At 66.5% G+C, this 16,357-nt stretch carries 15 protein-coding genes; 14 read left to right on the forward strand and 1 reads right to left on the reverse strand.

The features are described 5' to 3' along the window. From EU805_RS03920 to preA, 9 genes are all read left to right on the forward strand, one after another. Positions 1-1,251 carry an ABC transporter substrate-binding protein gene (locus EU805_RS03920; RefSeq protein ID WP_242494046.1) on the forward strand — a complete coding sequence of 417 codons (1,251 nt, stop codon included), beginning with the start codon at positions 1-3 and terminating at the stop codon, positions 1,249-1,251. 168 nt (positions 1,252-1,419) lie between these two features. After that, positions 1,420-2,268, forward strand: a complete 849-nt coding sequence (locus EU805_RS03925; RefSeq protein WP_207208074.1) for a carbohydrate ABC transporter permease — start codon at positions 1,420-1,422, stop codon at positions 2,266-2,268. Continuing rightward, positions 2,265-3,194: a carbohydrate ABC transporter permease gene (locus tag EU805_RS03930; protein ID WP_370318159.1), complete on the forward strand. Its 930-nt coding sequence runs from the start codon at positions 2,265-2,267 to the stop codon at positions 3,192-3,194. The genes EU805_RS03925 and EU805_RS03930 overlap by 4 nt, the downstream gene beginning before the upstream one ends. A gap of 3 nt (positions 3,195-3,197) precedes the next feature. Then, positions 3,198-4,310, forward strand: coding sequence for an ABC transporter ATP-binding protein (locus EU805_RS03935; protein WP_242494047.1), 1,113 nt, complete (start codon positions 3,198-3,200; stop codon positions 4,308-4,310). Positions 4,311-4,321: 11 nt separating this feature from the next. Further along, positions 4,322-5,062: a sugar phosphate isomerase/epimerase gene (locus EU805_RS03940; RefSeq protein WP_129762616.1), complete on the forward strand. Its 741-nt coding sequence runs from the start codon at positions 4,322-4,324 to the stop codon at positions 5,060-5,062. Positions 5,063-5,073: 11 nt separating this feature from the next. Further along, positions 5,074-6,219 carry a Gfo/Idh/MocA family protein gene (locus EU805_RS03945; RefSeq protein WP_129762617.1) on the forward strand — a complete coding sequence of 382 codons (1,146 nt, stop codon included), beginning with the start codon at positions 5,074-5,076 and terminating at the stop codon, positions 6,217-6,219. 261 nt (positions 6,220-6,480) lie between these two features. Beyond that, on the forward strand, positions 6,481-7,674 hold the full coding sequence (locus EU805_RS03950; protein WP_129762618.1) for a winged helix-turn-helix domain-containing protein: 1,194 nt from the start codon (positions 6,481-6,483) through the stop codon (positions 7,672-7,674). A gap of 123 nt (positions 7,675-7,797) precedes the next feature. Beyond that, a complete protein-coding gene (locus EU805_RS03955; protein ID WP_129762619.1) occupies positions 7,798-9,174 on the forward strand; it encodes an NAD(P)-dependent oxidoreductase in 1,377 nt (458 codons plus the stop codon). Positions 9,175-9,274: 100 nt separating this feature from the next. Continuing rightward, complete coding sequence (preA, locus tag EU805_RS03960; protein ID WP_129762620.1) at positions 9,275-10,579, forward strand: NAD-dependent dihydropyrimidine dehydrogenase subunit PreA; 1,305 nt, start codon at positions 9,275-9,277, stop codon at positions 10,577-10,579. A 3-nt stretch (positions 10,580-10,582) separates the two neighbouring features. On the opposite strand, the gene EU805_RS03965 is transcribed toward preA, so the two are convergent. After that, positions 10,583-11,197: a TetR family transcriptional regulator C-terminal domain-containing protein gene (locus EU805_RS03965; protein WP_129762621.1), complete on the reverse strand. Its 615-nt coding sequence runs from the start codon at positions 11,195-11,197 to the stop codon at positions 10,583-10,585. A gap of 169 nt (positions 11,198-11,366) precedes the next feature. Between EU805_RS03965 and EU805_RS03970 the strand changes: the two genes are divergently transcribed. From EU805_RS03970 to EU805_RS03990, 5 genes are all read left to right on the forward strand, one after another. Next, positions 11,367-12,620: a Zn-dependent hydrolase gene (locus tag EU805_RS03970; RefSeq protein WP_129762622.1), complete on the forward strand. Its 1,254-nt coding sequence runs from the start codon at positions 11,367-11,369 to the stop codon at positions 12,618-12,620. Between the two features lie 105 nt (positions 12,621-12,725). After that, positions 12,726-13,010 (forward strand): GIY-YIG nuclease family protein, encoded by a 285-nt coding sequence (locus EU805_RS03975; RefSeq protein ID WP_129762623.1) that lies wholly within the window; start codon positions 12,726-12,728, stop codon positions 13,008-13,010. A 61-nt stretch (positions 13,011-13,071) separates the two neighbouring features. Further along, a complete protein-coding gene (gene hydA, locus EU805_RS03980) occupies positions 13,072-14,526 on the forward strand; it encodes a dihydropyrimidinase (RefSeq protein ID WP_129762624.1) in 1,455 nt (484 codons plus the stop codon). A 7-nt stretch (positions 14,527-14,533) separates the two neighbouring features. Continuing rightward, the gene (locus EU805_RS03985) at positions 14,534-15,343 is read left to right on the forward strand and encodes an ABC transporter ATP-binding protein (RefSeq protein ID WP_129762625.1); all 810 of its coding nucleotides are present in this window, start codon (positions 14,534-14,536) and stop codon (positions 15,341-15,343) included. 77 nt (positions 15,344-15,420) lie between these two features. After that, positions 15,421-16,344, forward strand: coding sequence for an ABC transporter permease (locus EU805_RS03990; RefSeq protein WP_129762741.1), 924 nt, complete (start codon positions 15,421-15,423; stop codon positions 16,342-16,344). Positions 16,345-16,357 lie beyond the last annotated feature (13 nt).

Here is a 16,357-nt window from a genome sequence, read left to right on the forward strand (position 1 = left end):
ATGAACAACCTGAAAACGATCCTGATGGCCAGCACGGCCACGATCCTGGCGGGCTCCATAGCCTTCGCCCAATCGGAGGGCGGGACCGAACTCGAGGTCACGCACTGGTGGACCTCCGGCGGCGAGGCCGCCGCCGTCAGCCGCCTGGCCGAAGAGTTCGAGGCCAACACCGACAACACCTGGGTCGACGGGGCCATCGCCGGTTCCGGCGGGACCGCGCGCCCGATCATCATCAGCCGCATCATCGGCGGTGATCCGATGGGGGCCACGCAGCTCAACCACGGCCAGCAGGCCGCCGAGCTGATCGAGGCCGGATTGATGACCGACCTCACCGACCTGGCCGAGGAGGAAGGCTGGCGCGATTTCGTGAACCCGACCTCGTTGCTGGATGCCTGCACGCTGGACGGCCGCATCTACTGCGCACCCGTGAACATCCACTCGGCCCAGTGGCTCTGGCTCAGCCGCGATGCCTACGAGAGCGCGGGCCTCGACGTGCCGAACAACTGGGACGAATTCGTCGAAACCGCCCCGCAACTGCGCGAAGCGGGGCTGCAACCGCTCGCCATGGGGCAGCAGGGCTGGCAGCAGTCACTGGCCTTCGGCGCGATCGCCATCGGCGTGGCTGGCCTTGACGCTTGGCGCGCGGTGAACGTCGACAAGGACACCGAGGTGGCGATGGGCCCCGAGTACACCGCCGTCTGGGAAGCCGTGGCCAACGCGCGCGAATTCGCTCGCGGCTCGAACGTGCAGGACTGGAACCAGGCCACCAACATGGTGATCACGGACAGCGCCGGTGCCCAGATCATGGGTGACTGGGCGCAGGGTGAATTCGCCGTCGCCGGAGAGACGGCGGGCGAGGACTACGAATGCCTGCCCGGCCTGGGCCTGAACGCGGTGCTGGATACCGGCGGTGACGCCTTCTACTTCCCGCTGGTCGAGGACGAGGCCGTGAAGGCAGCCCAGATGGAGCTTGCCTCCACCCTGATGAGCCCCGAGACGCAGGTGGCCTTCAACCTCGCCAAGGGGTCCCTGCCGGTGCGGGGCGACGTGGACATGTCGACCGCCAACGCCTGCATGCAGAAGGGACTGGAGATCCTGGGCGATGGCAACATCCTGCCGTCGGGCGACATCAACTTCTCGGCCGACATCCAGACCCAGATCGAGGACCTGATGGCCGAGTTCTGGGCCGGTGACATGAGTGCGGCCGACGCCCAGCAGCGCTACGCCGACCTCGTCGGCCAGGCGGATTAATCCCCTCGGACACGGCGGGCCGGGGAACGTCCCCGGCCCGATCCTGATGCATGGCCGATCCGGGGAGGGACCGACGCGATGACTGCAATTGAACAAGACCGCGCGCGCGGGGCCGCGGACGGCCGGCGCGAAAAATCGACGCGCCCATCGCGGATCTTCCGCAACCCGATGGCCAAGCTTGCCTCACTCCCGATGATCTTCACGGCCCTCGTGGTCTTCGTCGGCGGCACCGCCTGGACGGTCTTCTATTCCTTCACCAGTTCCAGCCTGCTGCCACGCACGGACTTCGTGGGGTTGGCGCAATACGAACGGCTCTGGACCACCTCGCGCTGGATCGTGTCGATCAAGAACCTCGCCATCTACGGGGTCTGCTCGCTGGTCCTGACGCTGGTGATCGCCTTCGTGCTGGCCGCCCTTCTGGACCGCAAGATCCGCGGCGAGGCGGTGTTCCGCTCGATCTTCCTCTATCCGTTCGCGCTGTCGTTCATCGTGACGGGCCTCGCGTGGCAGTGGATCCTGAACCCCGACTTCGGACTTCAGGGCCTCGTGCGCGGCTGGGGGTGGGAGAGCTTTTCCTTCGATCCGTTGAACAACCCCGACATCGTCATGTTCGGCCTGCTGATCGCAGGGCTGTGGCAGGGCACGGGGCTGATCATGTGCATCATGCTGGCGGGCCTGCGCGGCATCGACGACGACATCTGGAAGGCCGCCCGCGTCGACGGGATCGGCACGGTCAAGACCTACGTGCGGGTCATCATCCCGATGATGCGGCCCGTCTTCATCACGGCGCTGGTGCTGATCGCATCCGGCATCATCAAGCTCTACGATCTCGTGGTGGCCCAGACCAACGGCGGGCCGGGTCTCGCGTCTGAAGTGCCCGCGAAATACGTCATCAACTACATGTTCCAGGCGCAGAACCTCGGTCAGGGCTTCGCCGCCTCGACCATGATGCTGCTGTCGGTGGTGATCATCCTGATCCCGTGGGCCTATCTTGAATTCGGGGGCAGGAAGCAATGAGCAACGTCTCCGACCTCAACATGGGCGCGATCGCGGGTCAGATCGACAGCGAACCCCGCGGCCCGCGCCCGCGCCGCCGGTTTTCACGGGCCAACATCTTCATTTACGGCACGCTCCTGCTGGTGTCGGTTTACTACCTGCTGCCGCTTTACGTGATGATCGTGACCTCGCTGAAGGGCATGCCCGAGATCCGCATGGGCAACGTCTTCGGCCCCCCGATGGAGATCACATTCGAGCCCTGGGTAAAGGCCTGGGCCGAGGCCTGTACGGGTATCAACTGCGACGGTCTTTCTCGCGGGTTCTGGAACTCTGTGCAGATCCTCGTGCCTTCGGTGCTGCTGTCGATCGTGATCGCGAGCGTGAACGGTTACGCCCTGTCGAACTGGAAGTTCAGGGGATCCGAGCTGTTCTTCACCATCCTGATCATCGGCGCCTTCATTCCCTACCAGACGATGCTCTATCCGATCGTGATCATGCTGCGCGAGATCGGCCTGATGGGCGATCTGGGCGGGCTCGTGCTGGTGCATACCGTCTTCGGCATGCCGATCCTCACGCTGCTCTTTCGCAATTACTTCGCTTCGATCCCCGAGGAGCTCTTCAAGGCCGCGCGCGTCGACGGGGCCGGGTTCTGGGGGATCTATTTCCAGATCATGCTGCCCATGGCCCTGCCGATTCTGGTGGTCGCGGTGATCCTGCAGGTCACGGGGATCTGGAACGATTTCCTGTTCGGCGTGATCTACACCAAGCCCGAGACCTACCCGATGACGGTCCAGCTCAACAACATCGTCAACTCGGTGCAGGGCGTGAAGGAATACAACGTCAACATGGCCGCGACCCTGCTGACCGGGTTGGTGCCGCTGGCGATCTACTTCGTTTCCGGAAAACTCTTTGTCCGCGGTATCGCCGCCGGCGCCGTAAAAGGCTGACATATGACAGACACGATGACCAACCCCAGGCAGACGACCGAGCATTCGGTCGAGATCCGCAACCTCGACCTGTCGTTCGGCGCGGTAAAGGTGCTGCGGGACTTGAACCTCGACATCCGCGACGGCGAGTTCCTGGTACTGCTCGGTTCCTCGGGCTGCGGGAAGTCCACGCTTCTGAACTGCATCGCGGGCCTGCTGGAGGTGACGGACGGGCAGATCTTCATCAAGGGCAAGAACGTCACCTGGGCCGAACCCAGCGCGCGCGGCATCGGCATGGTGTTCCAGTCCTACGCGCTCTATCCGCAGATGACGGTGGAGGGAAACCTGTCCTTCGGGCTGAAGAACGCGCGGGTGCCCAGGGACGAGATCAAAAGCCGCATCAAGCGCGCCGCCGACATCCTGCAGATCGAGCCGCTGCTCAAGCGCAAGCCCGGCGCGCTGTCCGGCGGGCAGCGCCAGCGGGTCGCCATCGGGCGCGCCATGGTGCGCGACGTGGACGTGTTTCTCTTCGACGAGCCGCTGTCGAACCTCGACGCCAAGCTGCGCGCCGACCTGCGAGTCGAACTCAAGCGTCTGCACGAGCGGCTCGACAACACCATGATCTACGTCACCCACGACCAGATCGAGGCAATGACGCTGGCCGACCGCATCGCGATCATGAAGGGCGGTGCGATCATGCAGCTCGGCACCCCGGCGGAGATCTACAACCGGCCGCAGAACCTTTACGTCGCCGATTTCATCGGCAGCCCGTCGATGAACTTCCTGCGCGGCACCTACCGCGACGGTGCCGTGCACGGCGCCGACATGATGGTGCCGATGGACGGCTACGCCTGGGCGGGCGACTGGCCCGAGGGGCGCGAGGTGATCTTCGGGATCCGGCCCGAGCATATCGTCACCGGCGACCGCCTGCCCTCCGTCCCCGTGAAGACCGAGGCGCGGATCGACCTGGTGGAGCCGATGGGGTCCGACACGCTGGTCTACGCGCAGATGGACGGGCGGGACGTGAACATCCGCATGGAAGGCACCGCGGAAGTGCGCCCGGGCGACACGGTCCCGGTGGGTTTCAATCCCGCGCGCGCCTCGCTCTTCGACCCCGAAACCGAAAAACGCCTCTGAAAGGGCCACCGATGCAACTTTCTTACCAGCTTTATTCCGCGCGTAACGCCGGTGCGCTCGAGGATATCCTCGATGCCGTGGCGAAGGCGGGCTTCACCGCCGTCGAAGGCTACGGCGGCGTCTACGGCGATCCGCAGAAGACCCGCGCGGCGCTCGATGCCCACGGGCTGACCATGCCCGGCGGCCACTTCGCGCTCTGGGACGTGGAGGCGGACGCCGCCGCCCAGATCGAAATCGCGCGTGCGCTGGGCGTGCAGACCATGATCGCCCCTTTCCTGATGCCGGACGACCGCCCCACCGACCGCGCGGGCTGGGAGGCCTTCGCCACCCGCGTCGCAGAGGCGGGCAAACCGGTGCGCGACGCGGGCCTTGCCTGGGGCTGGCACAACCACGACTTCGAGCTGGTCGACCTGGGCGGCGTGACACCGCTCGACCTGATCGCGCAGGCGGACGCCGACACCATGCTCGAACTGGATATCGGCTGGGTGAACCGGGCGGGGGCCGATCCCTTGCGCTACATCGCCGACTACGGGTCGCAGATCGTGAGCGCTCACATCAAGGATATCGCCCCCGAGGGCGAGGCGCGGGACGAGGACGGCTGGGCCGACGTGGGCCAAGGTGTCACCGACTGGGGACCGATCCACGCGGCCCTGAAGGCGGCCGGCGTCACGCTTTACGTGGCCGAACACGACAATCCCTCCGACGCGGTGCGTTTCGCCCGCCGTTCGGCGCAAGCGATGAAATCCTTCTGAAGGTCCCGGACATGAAAACACTTGGCATCGGCGTCATCGGCTGCGGCAACATCTCGGCCGCCTACATGCAACTGACCCCGCTCTTCGCGGGGATCGAGATGCGCGCCTGCGCGGACAGGGACATGGATGCCGCCCGCGCCCGGGCCGAGGAATTCGGCCTGCGCGCCCTTTCGGTCGATGACCTGCTGGCCGCCGAGGATATCGACATCGTCGTCAACCTCACCGTTCCGGCCGCGCATTACGAGATCTCGCGCCGCATTCTCGAAGCGGGCAAGCATTCCTACTCCGAAAAGCCCTTCGTCCTGACGCTGGAAGAAGGGGAGAGCCTGCGCAAGCTGGCCGAGGACAAGGGGCTGCGGGTCGGCTCCGCCCCCGACACCTACATGGGCGGGGCGCATCAACTGGCGCGCGCCGTGCTGGATGAAGGCCGGATCGGTCGCGTGACGGGGGGCACCTGTCACGTGCTTTCGCCGGGGATGGAGCATTGGCATCCGAACCCCGATTTCTTTTTCCAGCCCGGCGGTGGCCCGATCCTGGACCTTGGCCCCTATTACGTCACCAACCTCGTGCAGTTGATCGGCCCGGTGGAAAGCGTCCAGGCGATGACCGGCCGCGGCCGCGAGACACGCACGATCGGCAACGGCCCTCGCCTGGGCGAAGAGATCCCGGTGCAGACCCCGACGAACGTCCAGGCGCTGCTGCGTTTCCAATCGGGGGCCATCGTGACCTTCGGCGCAAGCTGGGACGTGAAGGCGCACCGTCACGAGAACATGGAGCTTTACGGCACCGACGCGTCGCTCTACGTGCCCGATCCGAACTTCTTCGGGGGCGAGGTCATCGTGGCGGACGCTGACGGGGCCACGACGCTTGACGGGCGCGATCACCCGTTCTCGGTCACCAACATGCAGGACGGCCAGGGGATCGACCGCGCGAACTACCGCTGCGCGGGACTGGCGGAGATGGCCACGGCGATCCTCGAAGACCGCCCGCACCGCTCCTCGCTCGACCTCGCGCTGCACGTGATCGAGGTACTGACCGGCATCCTGCAGGCCGGCGAGACGGGCGAAACGGTCGCGATGACGACCACCTGCGACCGGCCCGACGCCCTGTCGCCCGACGATGCGCGCGCGCTTCTGGTGCCGCAGGCCGCGCTGTAATCCTTAGCCGGGGTCGGTTCGTATTTCGGTGCTGGGCGCGTGCTGCAAAAAGGCCGGGCCTGCGGCACGATGCCTCCGGCGGGAGTATTTGGAAAAAAGCGAGGAAGGGTGCCAGGTGGCCGGGGTCATCTCGATGTCGCTTGGCGGATGTGACGATGCAAGGGTGACAAGGTCACGGCTCAGGCGCGCGGCGATCGTCCCACTTGTTCTGAGGCGCGGGTGCGAATTGCGTTCCCGGCGCTTTGCGGGAAGATTGGCGTCATGACCGTTCCCGTGTTGCCCAACCTCACGGCGCGCCGCCTGTTTCTGGATCGTCACCTGCTTCTGCGGCCCGGGTCGGGCTCCGGGAGCGGGACGGACCTGGCCAGGGTCATCGAGGATCTGGGCTTCGTCCAACTCGACAGCGTGACTACGCTCGCCCGGGCGCACGACACGATCCTCTGGGCACGCCGGGCACGCTATCGTCCGGCGGCGCTGACCCGAGCGGTGGGGCGGGATCGGACGGTCTTCGAGCACTGGACCCACGATGCTTCCGTCATCCCGATGGGCTTCTACCCGATGTGGCGGCTGAAGTTCGCCCGCGACCGGGCCCGGATGGAAGGGCGCTGGTCGCAGGATCGCCGCGCGGGATGGCAGGCAGAGGTCGACACCGTGCTGCGCCATATCCACGATCACGGTCCGACCTCTTCGCGCGACGTAGGGCAGGGCGAGGTCAGGGGATCGTCCGGCTGGTGGGACTGGCATCCGTCCAAGACGGCGCTGGAATACCTCTGGCGGTCGGGACAATTGGCGGTCAGCCACCGGGCCGGGTTCCGCAAGATCTACGACCTGGCCGAGCGGGTGATCCCCCGCGATGTCTTCGACGCCCGAGTCACCCGCGAAGAGACGCTCGACTGGACCATGACCGCAGCGCTGGACCGGCTGGGCTTCGCGACAAGCGGCGAGTTGGCCGCCTTCTTCGACATCGCGACCCCGGCGGAGGCGAAGGCATGGTCCGCCGCGGCCCTGGCCGAAGGCCGGATCATCCCGGTCGACGTCGAGATAACGGACGCCACGCGCAGGCGCTGCGTCATCACGCCAGCCCTGCTGGATCTGGCGGGGGAGTTGCCTGCCCCCACCAACCGGGTCCGGCTGCTGTCGCCCTTCGATCCCGCCCTGCGCGATCGCGCGCGGGCGCGGCGGCTCTTCGGGTTCGACTTCCGGATCGAGATATTCGTGCCCGAAGCGCAGCGCCGCTACGGCTATTACGTCTTTCCGATCCTGCAGGGCGACCGGTTGATCGGGCGGCTGGACGCGGCACGTCGCGGGGACGCGCTTGTCGTGCGCGCCTTCTGGCCGGAGCCGGGCGTGCGCCTGGGAAAAGGACGCGTGACCGCGCTGGAGGCGGAACTGAACCGCGCGCGACATCTGGCGAATGCGGACCATGTGACGTGGCAGGAGGGCTGGGTGCGGTGACCGCTTCGTCGCCGTCTCGCTCGCTGATATGCGCGGGGCGCGAATTTTCAAGCTGCCTAAAATTTACCGTTTGATAAAATTCCGGCCTGTGCCAACGTGATCCCCAGCAAGAGGGACACGATCATGGCAGACACCCACACTCCCGGCATCACCGCCCACCGCCTGAGCGAAGCGCAGATCGCGGAAAACTTCTCGGATCTGCATCCGCCGCTCGACCGGCACGAGGCCCGGGTCGCTGCGGATCGGTGCTATTTCTGCTACGATGCGCCCTGTGTGACGGCCTGCCCGACGGAGATCGACATCCCGCTTTTCATCCGTCAGATCGCGGCAGGCCAGCCGGAGTCGGCGGCGCGGACGATCTTCGATCAGAACATCCTGGGCGGCATGTGCGCCCGCGTCTGCCCGACCGAGGACCTGTGCGAAGGGGCCTGCGTACGCGAGGCCGCCGAAGGCAAACCGGTGGAGATCGGGCGCCTGCAACGCCATGCCACCGACGCGCTCATGGCCCGGCAAAGCCACCCCTTCACCCGCGCCGCGGAGACAGGCAAACGCGTGGCGGTCGTCGGGGCGGGTCCCGCGGGGCTTGCCTGCGCGCACCGGCTGGCGATGCGCGGGCATACGGTCACGCTTTACGATGCGAACCGCAAACCCGGCGGCCTGAACGAATTCGGCATCGCCGCCTACAAGTCCGAAGGCGACTTCGCGCAGGCGGAAGTCGACTGGCTGATGCAGATCGGCGGCATCAGCCTCGAAGGTGGCAAGGCGCTGGGCCGGGATCTGTCGCTGGAGGCGCTGGTGTCCGACTTCCATGCCGTCTTCCTTGGCGTCGGACTGGCGGGCGTCAACGCGTTGCGCGCCGAAGGCGAGGACCGCGACGGCGTGCAGGATGCCGTGCGCTTCATCGCCGAGCTGCGCCAGGCCCCCGACAAGTCCACCTTGCCAGTGGGCCGCAACGTCGTGGTCATCGGCGGCGGCATGACGGCCATCGACGCGGCCATCCAGTCGAAGCTCCTCGGGGCGGAGACGGTGACGATCGCCTACCGCCGCGGGCGCGACCGGATGGGGGCCTCGGAGTACGAGCAGGACCTCGCGACTTCCAAGGGTGTGCGGATCATCGAGAACGCGATGCCCGTGGCGGTGCACGGCAACGGCGCCGCGCAGGAGGTCGAGCTGGAATACACGACCGACGACGGATCGGGCCTGACAGGCACGGGCGAGCGGATGCGCTTGCCTGCCGACCAGGTCTTCAAGGCGATCGGCCAGACCATGACCCTCGACTGCGGGTTGAAGCTGGAACGCGGCAAGATCGCCGCAGATGCGTCCGGGCGCACCTCGATGGACCGCGTCTGGGCCGGCGGCGACTGCGTGGCCGAAGGGGCGGACCTGACCGTCTGGGGCGCGGCGCAGGGACGCGACGCGGCAGAGGACATTCACGCGACGCTGATGGGGGTGGCGGCGGCCTCCACCGGTGCGGTCATGGGCGAAGCGGCGCGGACTTGAAGCACCCGTCCCGGACTTGATCCGGGCCCCGCGCGAATGAGGGCGGCCCCAAATCAAGTCCGGGGCGGGGGCGAAATTGAGTGATGAAGGAGTACGGCACATGGCGGATCTGACGACGGACTTCGTGGGCATCAAGAGCCCGAACCCCTTCTGGCTGGCCTCCGCGCCGCCGACGGACAAGGCTTACAACGTCCGCCGTGCTTTCGACGCAGGCTGGGGCGGCGCCGTCTGGAAGACGCTGGCCTCCGAAGGCGAGGAGATCGTGAACGTCAACGGTCCGCGCTACGGCGCGATCTACGGGGCCGACCGGCGTCTTCTCGGGCTCAACAACATCGAGTTGATCACCGACCGCCCGCTGTCGGTGAACCTCGAGGAGATGGCGGCGGTGAAGGCCGACTATCCCGACCGTGCACTCATCGCCTCGATCATGGTGCCCTGCGAGGAGGAGGCCTGGAAGGCGATCCTGCCCCGCGTGGCGGAGACGGGCTGCGACGGAATCGAGCTGAACTTCGGCTGCCCCCACGGCATGTCGGAGCGCGGCATGGGCGCCGCGGTGGGCCAGGTGCCCGAATACATCGAGATGGTCACCCGCTGGTGCAAGCAATACTACGACCGCCCCGTCATCGTGAAGCTGACGCCCAACATCACCGATATCCGCAAACCCGCGATGGCGGCGAAAAACGGCGGTGCCGATGCGGTCAGCCTGATCAACACGATCAACTCGATCACCTCGGTCGATCTGGACAACATGGCCCCGCAGCCGACCATCGACGGCAAGGGCAGCCACGGCGGCTATTGCGGACCTGCGGTGAAACCCATCGCCCTGTCGATGGTCTCGGAGATCGCGCGCCATGCCGAGACGGCGGATCTGCCGATCAGCGGCATCGGCGGCATCACCACCTGGCGGGACGCCGCCGAATTCCTGGCGCTGGGCGCCGGAAACGTGCAGGTCTGCACCGCGGCGATGACCTACGGTTTTCGAGTTGTGCAAGAGATGACCGCCGGCCTGTCGGCCTGGATGGACGAGAAGGGCTACACCTCCGTCGCCCAGATCACCGGGCGCGCCGTGCCGAACGTGACCGACTGGCAGTACCTGAACCTCAACTACGTGACCAAGGCGCGCATCGACCAGGATCTGTGCATCTCGTGCGGGCGCTGCTTCGCGGCCTGCGAGGATACGTCTCACCAGGCGATCTCGATGTCGGCCGATCGCACCTTCGACGTGATCGACGCCGAATGCGTGGCCTGCAACCTGTGCGTCGATGTCTGCCCGGTGGAGGATTGCATCACGATGGAGCGTCTCGCCCCCGGCAGCGTCGATCCGCGCACCGGGCGAGAAGTGCAGGCGGACTACGCCAATTGGACCACCCATCCGCAGAACCCATCCGCCGTGGCGGCCGAGTGACCTTCACACCTGCAGCATCCGGGTGAAAAGAGTGTCGAGGTGCATCGCAGCGGCGTCCCAGGGGTCCGCATCGTCCAGCACCGCCGCCACCTGGACGCCGAAGTCTGCGTAATGCTGCGTCAGCGCCCAGATCGACATGATCAGGTGCCTGCCATCCACCGGCGCGATCCGGCCCGCTTCGGCCCAGCCTTCGATAACTTTCGCTCTGTCGGCAACCAGTTCGCGCAACTCGCCGCGCAGGTTCGTTCCGATCAGCGGTGCGCCCTGGACGATCTCCGTCGCGAAGAGGCGGCTTTCCAGCGGCAGACGCCGAGAAAGGTCAAGTTTCGCGCGGACGTAGCCCAGGATCTCGGTCATCGGATCGCCGCCCGGGTCGAGCGCGCGCAGCGGGTCGAGCCAGGTGTCCAGCAGTCCGGTCAAAAGATCCTCGTAGATCGCCTCCTTGCCGGCGAAGTAGTAAAGGATGTTGGGCTTCGACAGGCCGGCTTCCTCGCCGATCATGTCGAGCGTCGCACCCCGCCGCCCGTGGTCGGCAAAGACCTTCAGCGCAGCCGCCAGGATCACCGCGCGGTTGCGGGCCTGGATGCGCGTGCGCACGCGAGGCTGACCGTCAGCCACGGGCGGTCCTTTCACCGGTCAATCGCTGGGCAGTGGCAGCGATCGACCGTTTGGAACCGCCCGAAAAATCATCACTTGCCCAACTCATGCGCGCCATCCTTGACTGGTTTCGGCGCGGTGGTAGCGTGACTTTTACCGCTTGGTCAAATCGAGAGTGACAGGAGCCTTCATGCCAGACGCCCCCGGCCAGAACATGCAGATCGACGGCGACCGCCTGTGGGACAGCCTGATGGAGATGGCCCGGATCGGCCCCGGCGTGGCGGGCGGCAACAACCGGCAGACCCTGACCGACGAGGATGCCGAAGGCCGGGCGCTGTTCCAGTCATGGTGCGAGGACGCGGGCTGCGAGATGGGCCTCGACTCGCTTGGAAACATGTTCGCCCGCCGCGAGGGGACCGCTCCCGACGCGCTGCCGGTCTACGTGGGCAGCCACCTCGACACGCAGCCCACGGGGGGCAAGTACGACGGGGTCCTGGGCGTGCTTGCGGGGCTGGAGGTCATCCGGACCCTCAACGACCTTGGCGTGAAGACCAAACATCCCATCGTCGCGACCAACTGGACCAACGAGGAGGGCACTCGCTTCGCCCCCGCGATGCTGTCCTCCGGCGTCTTCGCAGGCGTTCACGACCAGGACTGGGCCGAGGACCGCACCGACGCCAAGGGCCTGCGCTTCGGCGACGAGCTCGACCGGATCGGCTGGCGCGGGGAAGAACCCGTGGGGCAGCGCAAGATGCACGCCTTCTTCGAGCTGCACATCGAACAGGGCCCGATCCTCGAGGCCGAGGACAAACAGATCGGCGTCGTCACCCACGGGCAGGGCCTGTCCTGGACGCAGGTGACGATCACCGGCAAGGATGCGCACACCGGCTCGACCCCGATGCCGATGCGCAAGAACGCAGGGCTCGGCATGGCCCGCGTGCTGGAGGCGGTCGACCGGATCGCCTGGTCGCACAAGCCCGACGCCGTTGGCGCCGCGGGCCACATCGACGTCTATCCCAACAGCCGCAACGTGATTCCCGGCCGCGTGGTCTTCACCGTCGATTTCCGCTCACCGGACCTGTCCGTCATCGAGGACATGGAACGCCGCCTGCGCGAGGAGGGCATCGAGATCTGCCGCGAGATGGGCCTCGGCATCGAGTTCGAAAAGGTCGGCGGTTTCGACCCCGTTGAGTTCGACGCCACGCTGGTCGGCTCTGTCCGCAACGCCGCCGAACGCCTGGGCTATACCCACCGCGACATCGTCTCCGGCGCGGGCCACGACGCCTGCTGGATCAACCGCGTCGCCCCCGCGGCGATGATCATGTGCCCCTGCGTCGACGGGTTGTCCCATAACGAGGCCGAGGAGATCACCAAGGACTGGGCCAAGGCCGGCGCCGATGTGCTGCTGCATGCGGTGGTCGAGACGGCGGGGGTGGAGGGGTGACGCGTCTCAAAGCCAATCCCGCCCCGGACTTGATCCGGGGCCTCGTGCCTCCGGGGGCAAAGGTTTGTAAACGATGCATTAGCGCGTCCGTCACATACCGATTTCATGGCGCACACAGTCTATATCCTGGCCTCTCGCCCACATGGCGCGATCTACATCGGACACACAACCAACCTTTCGTGGCGATTGAAGCATCATCGCGCAGGGCTCTGCGGTCACACCGCTCGCTACGCCATTCACATACTCGTCTGGTTCGAGAACCACGACAACTTCGAGGCTTCGTTGCTGCGCGAACGTCGCATCAAGCGGTGGCGGCGCGCATGGAAAGACCAGTTGATAACAGACGCCAACCCCGACTGGCGGGATCTGACATATCGTTTATCACCCTGACCCGCGGGGTCCCGGCGCAAGGCCGGGACGGGGTGGGCAAGGCCCCAAAGCGGAGACTTCCATGACCACCGTCATCAAGAACGGCACCATCGTCACCCATGACCTGACCTACGCCGCCGACGTCCTGATCGACGGCGGCAAGATCGTCGAGATCGGGCCGGATCTGAAGGGCGACACCCAGCTCGACGCGACCGGCTGCTACGTCATGCCGGGTGGGATCGATCCTCATACGCATCTGGAAATGCCCTTCATGGGCACCTTCTCGACCGACGATTTCGCCTCGGGCACGCGGGCGGCGCTGGCGGGGGGGACCACGATGGTGGTGGACTTCGCGCTGCCACAGCCGGGGCAGGGGCTTCTGGATGCTTTGCAGCAATGGGACAACAAGTCCCGGCAGGCGGCCTGCGACTATTCCTTCCACATGGCCGTGACCTGGTGGGGAGAGCAGGTCTTCGACGACATGAAGGCCGTCACGCTGGACCGCGGCATCAACACCTTCAAGCACTTCATGGCCTACAAGGGCGCGCTGATGGTGCAGGACGACGAGATGTTCGCCTCGTTCCAGCGCCTGTCGGAACTGGGGGCCATCGCCATGGTGCACGCCGAGAACGGCGACGTGGTGGCCGACCTCTCCGCCAAGCTGCTGGCCGAGGGCAACACCGGGCCCGAGGCGCATGCCTACTCCCGCCCGCCGCAGGTCGAGGGCGAGGCGACCAACCGCGCGATCATGATCGCCGACATGGCGGGTGTGCCGCTTTACGTCGTGCACGTCTCCTGCGAGGACAGCCACGAGGCGATCCGCCGCGCGCGCCAGCAGGGCAAGCGCGTCTGGGGCGAGCCCTTGATCCAGCACCTGACGCTCGACGAAAGCGAGTATTTCAACACCGACTGGGACCACGCCGCCCGCCGCGTGATGAGCCCGCCCTTCCGAAACAAGAAGCACCAGGACAGCCTCTGGGCCGGCCTGCAATCGGGCTCTCTTTCGGTCGTGGCGACGGATCACTGCGCCTTCACCACCGAACAGAAGCGCTTCGGTGTCGGCGACTTCACCAAGATCCCCAACGGCACCGGCGGGCTGGAGGACCGGATGCCGATGCTCTGGACCTACGGCGTAGGCACGGGGCGGCTGACGCCGAACGAGTTCGTGGCCATCACCTCGACCAACATCGCCAAGATCCTGAACTGCTACCCCCGCAAGGGCGCCGTTGCCGTGGGCGCGGATGCGGATCTGGTGGTCTGGGACCCTGAGAAATCCAAGACCATCGCCGCCGACAAGCAGGTCAGCGCCATCGACTACAACGTCTTCGAGGGCAAGGAGGTCAAGGGCCTGCCGCGCTTCACCCTCACCCGAGGCCACGTCGCGGTGCACGACGGAGACCTGCGCACGCAGGAAGGCCACGGGGAATTCGTCAAACGTGCGCCCAAGGGGCCGGTGAACCAGGCGCTGTCGTCGTGGAAAGCCCTCACCGCGCCGCGCCCCGTGGAGCGATCCGGTATTCCGGCGAGCGGGGTCTGAGAGCGGAATGGGTCAAGCGCCGGTGACGAGTATTGAGGCCGAGGCGGTCGTCGAGGCGCGCAATCTCGATCTAACCTTCCGCACCAATGACGGCCCCGTCCACGCGCTCAAGGACGTGAACCTGGCCGTCGATCCGGGCGATTTCGTCAGCTTTATCGGCCCATCGGGTTGCGGCAAGACGACGTTCCTGCGTTGCGTCGCTGCCTTGGAGACGCCCACCGGCGGCTCGCTGTCGGTCAACGGCATGTCCCCCGACGAGGCCCGTCGCGCGCGATCCTATGGCTACGTTTTCCAGGCGGCGGGGCTTTACCCCTGGCGGACCATCGGCGGCAATATCCGCCTGCCGCTGGAGATCATGGGCTTTACCAGGGAAGAGCGCGACACCCGCGTGCGCGACACGCTCAAGCTCGTGGATCTCGACGGGTTCGAGCACAAGTATCCCTGGCAGTTGTCGGGGGGCATGCAGCAGCGCGCATCCATCGCGCGGGCGCTGGCGTTCGATGCGGACCTTCTGTTGATGGACGAACCCTTCGGCGCGCTGGACGAGATCGTGCGCGACCGCCTGAACGAGGAGTTGCTGGCGCTCTGGGCGCGGACGGGCAAGACGATCCTCTTCGTGACCCATTCGATCCCCGAGGCGGTGTATCTGTCCACCAAGATCGTCGTCATGTCCCCGCGCCCGGGGCGGATCTCGGACGTGATCGACAGCCCCCTGCCGCGAGAACGCCCGCTCGACATCCGCGACAGCGCGGAATTCATCCAGATCGCGCACCGGGTTCGGGATGTCCTGCGGGCCGGAATGGAGGAGCCCGCGTGAGCGAGACGACCGCCCCGATCGCCGGACACTCCGCTGGCATCGGGCGGTCCGCCCGCATCAGCCGGCAGGTCGCGCGGATGCGGCACACGGGCCTTCCGGTGCTCACGATCGTGACGGCGCTGCTGGCGATCTGGTACCTGGCCTGCGTGCCGATGAACGCCGCGCAATCGGTGCTGTCGGCGGCGCGGGCGGACGTGGTGGTGCGCCCCGAAAGCCCGCGGGACCGGCGCGAGATGTCGGGCCTTGCCCTGGCCGTTCTGAACCCGGGCGTCTCGATCACGCGCGCCTTCACGCAGGACCGCCCGCGACTGCCCGCCCCGCACCAGGTCGCAACGGAGCTTTGGGCCACGACCGCGATGGTGGCGCCCACCTCGAACAAGAGCCTGATCTATCATGCCTGGGTCACCTTCTCCGCGACGCTGACTGGCTTCGTGATCGGTACCGTGCTGGGGATCCTGCTGGCCGTAGGCATCGTGCACAGCCGGGTGATGGACCGCAGTATCCTGCCCTGGGCCATCGTCAGCCAGACCGTGCCGATCATCGCCATCGCCCCCATGATCATCGTGGTGCTCTATTCCATCGGGGTGCAGGGGCTGCTGCCCAAGGCGATCATCTCGGCCTACCTGTCGTTCTTTCCCGTCGTCGTGGGTATGGTGAAAGGCCTGCGCAGCCCGGATGCGATGCAGCTGGACCTTTTGCGGACCTATGCCGCGAGCGGGTCCAAGACCTTCTTCAAGCTGCGGCTGCCCGCATCCACGCCCTACCTCTTCGCCTCGCTCAAGATCGGCATCGCGGCGAGCCTCGTTGGGGCCATCGTCGGAGAGCTGCCGACCGGTGCCGTCGCAGGTCTCGGCGCGCGGCTGCTGGCGGGCAGCTACTACGGTCAGACCGTGCAGATCTGGTCGGCGCTCTTTGCCGCGGCGATCCTCGCGGCGCTGGCGGTCGGGGTGATCGGCGTGATCGAGCGGGCGGCTTTGAACCGCATGGGACTGCGGCGATGAGTGTGGCGGGAAC

The sequence above is a fragment of the Salipiger sp. IMCC34102 genome, from assembly GCF_004145405.1.
In the GTDB taxonomy this organism is placed as follows: Bacteria; Pseudomonadota; Alphaproteobacteria; order Rhodobacterales; family Rhodobacteraceae; genus Loktanella.

Coding starts and splice junctions, on each gene's coding strand:
- EU805_RS03920 (WP_242494046.1), top strand. CDS start 1: ATGAACAACCTGAAAACGATCCTGATGGCCAGCACGGCCACGATCCTG.
- EU805_RS03925 (WP_207208074.1), top strand. CDS start 1,420: ATGGCCAAGCTTGCCTCACTCCCGATGATCTTCACGGCCCTCGTGGTC.
- EU805_RS03930 (WP_370318159.1), top strand. CDS start 2,265: ATGAGCAACGTCTCCGACCTCAACATGGGCGCGATCGCGGGTCAGATC.
- EU805_RS03935 (WP_242494047.1), top strand. CDS start 3,198: ATGACAGACACGATGACCAACCCCAGGCAGACGACCGAGCATTCGGTC.
- EU805_RS03940 (WP_129762616.1), top strand. CDS start 4,322: ATGCAACTTTCTTACCAGCTTTATTCCGCGCGTAACGCCGGTGCGCTC.
- EU805_RS03945 (WP_129762617.1), top strand. CDS start 5,074: ATGAAAACACTTGGCATCGGCGTCATCGGCTGCGGCAACATCTCGGCC.
- EU805_RS03950 (WP_129762618.1), top strand. CDS start 6,481: ATGACCGTTCCCGTGTTGCCCAACCTCACGGCGCGCCGCCTGTTTCTG.
- EU805_RS03955 (WP_129762619.1), top strand. CDS start 7,798: ATGGCAGACACCCACACTCCCGGCATCACCGCCCACCGCCTGAGCGAA.
- preA (WP_129762620.1), top strand. CDS start 9,275: ATGGCGGATCTGACGACGGACTTCGTGGGCATCAAGAGCCCGAACCCC.
- EU805_RS03970 (WP_129762622.1), top strand. CDS start 11,367: ATGCCAGACGCCCCCGGCCAGAACATGCAGATCGACGGCGACCGCCTG.
- EU805_RS03975 (WP_129762623.1), top strand. CDS start 12,726: ATGGCGCACACAGTCTATATCCTGGCCTCTCGCCCACATGGCGCGATC.
- hydA (WP_129762624.1), top strand. CDS start 13,072: ATGACCACCGTCATCAAGAACGGCACCATCGTCACCCATGACCTGACC.
- EU805_RS03985 (WP_129762625.1), top strand. CDS start 14,534: ATGGGTCAAGCGCCGGTGACGAGTATTGAGGCCGAGGCGGTCGTCGAG.
- EU805_RS03990 (WP_129762741.1), top strand. CDS start 15,421: ATGCGGCACACGGGCCTTCCGGTGCTCACGATCGTGACGGCGCTGCTG.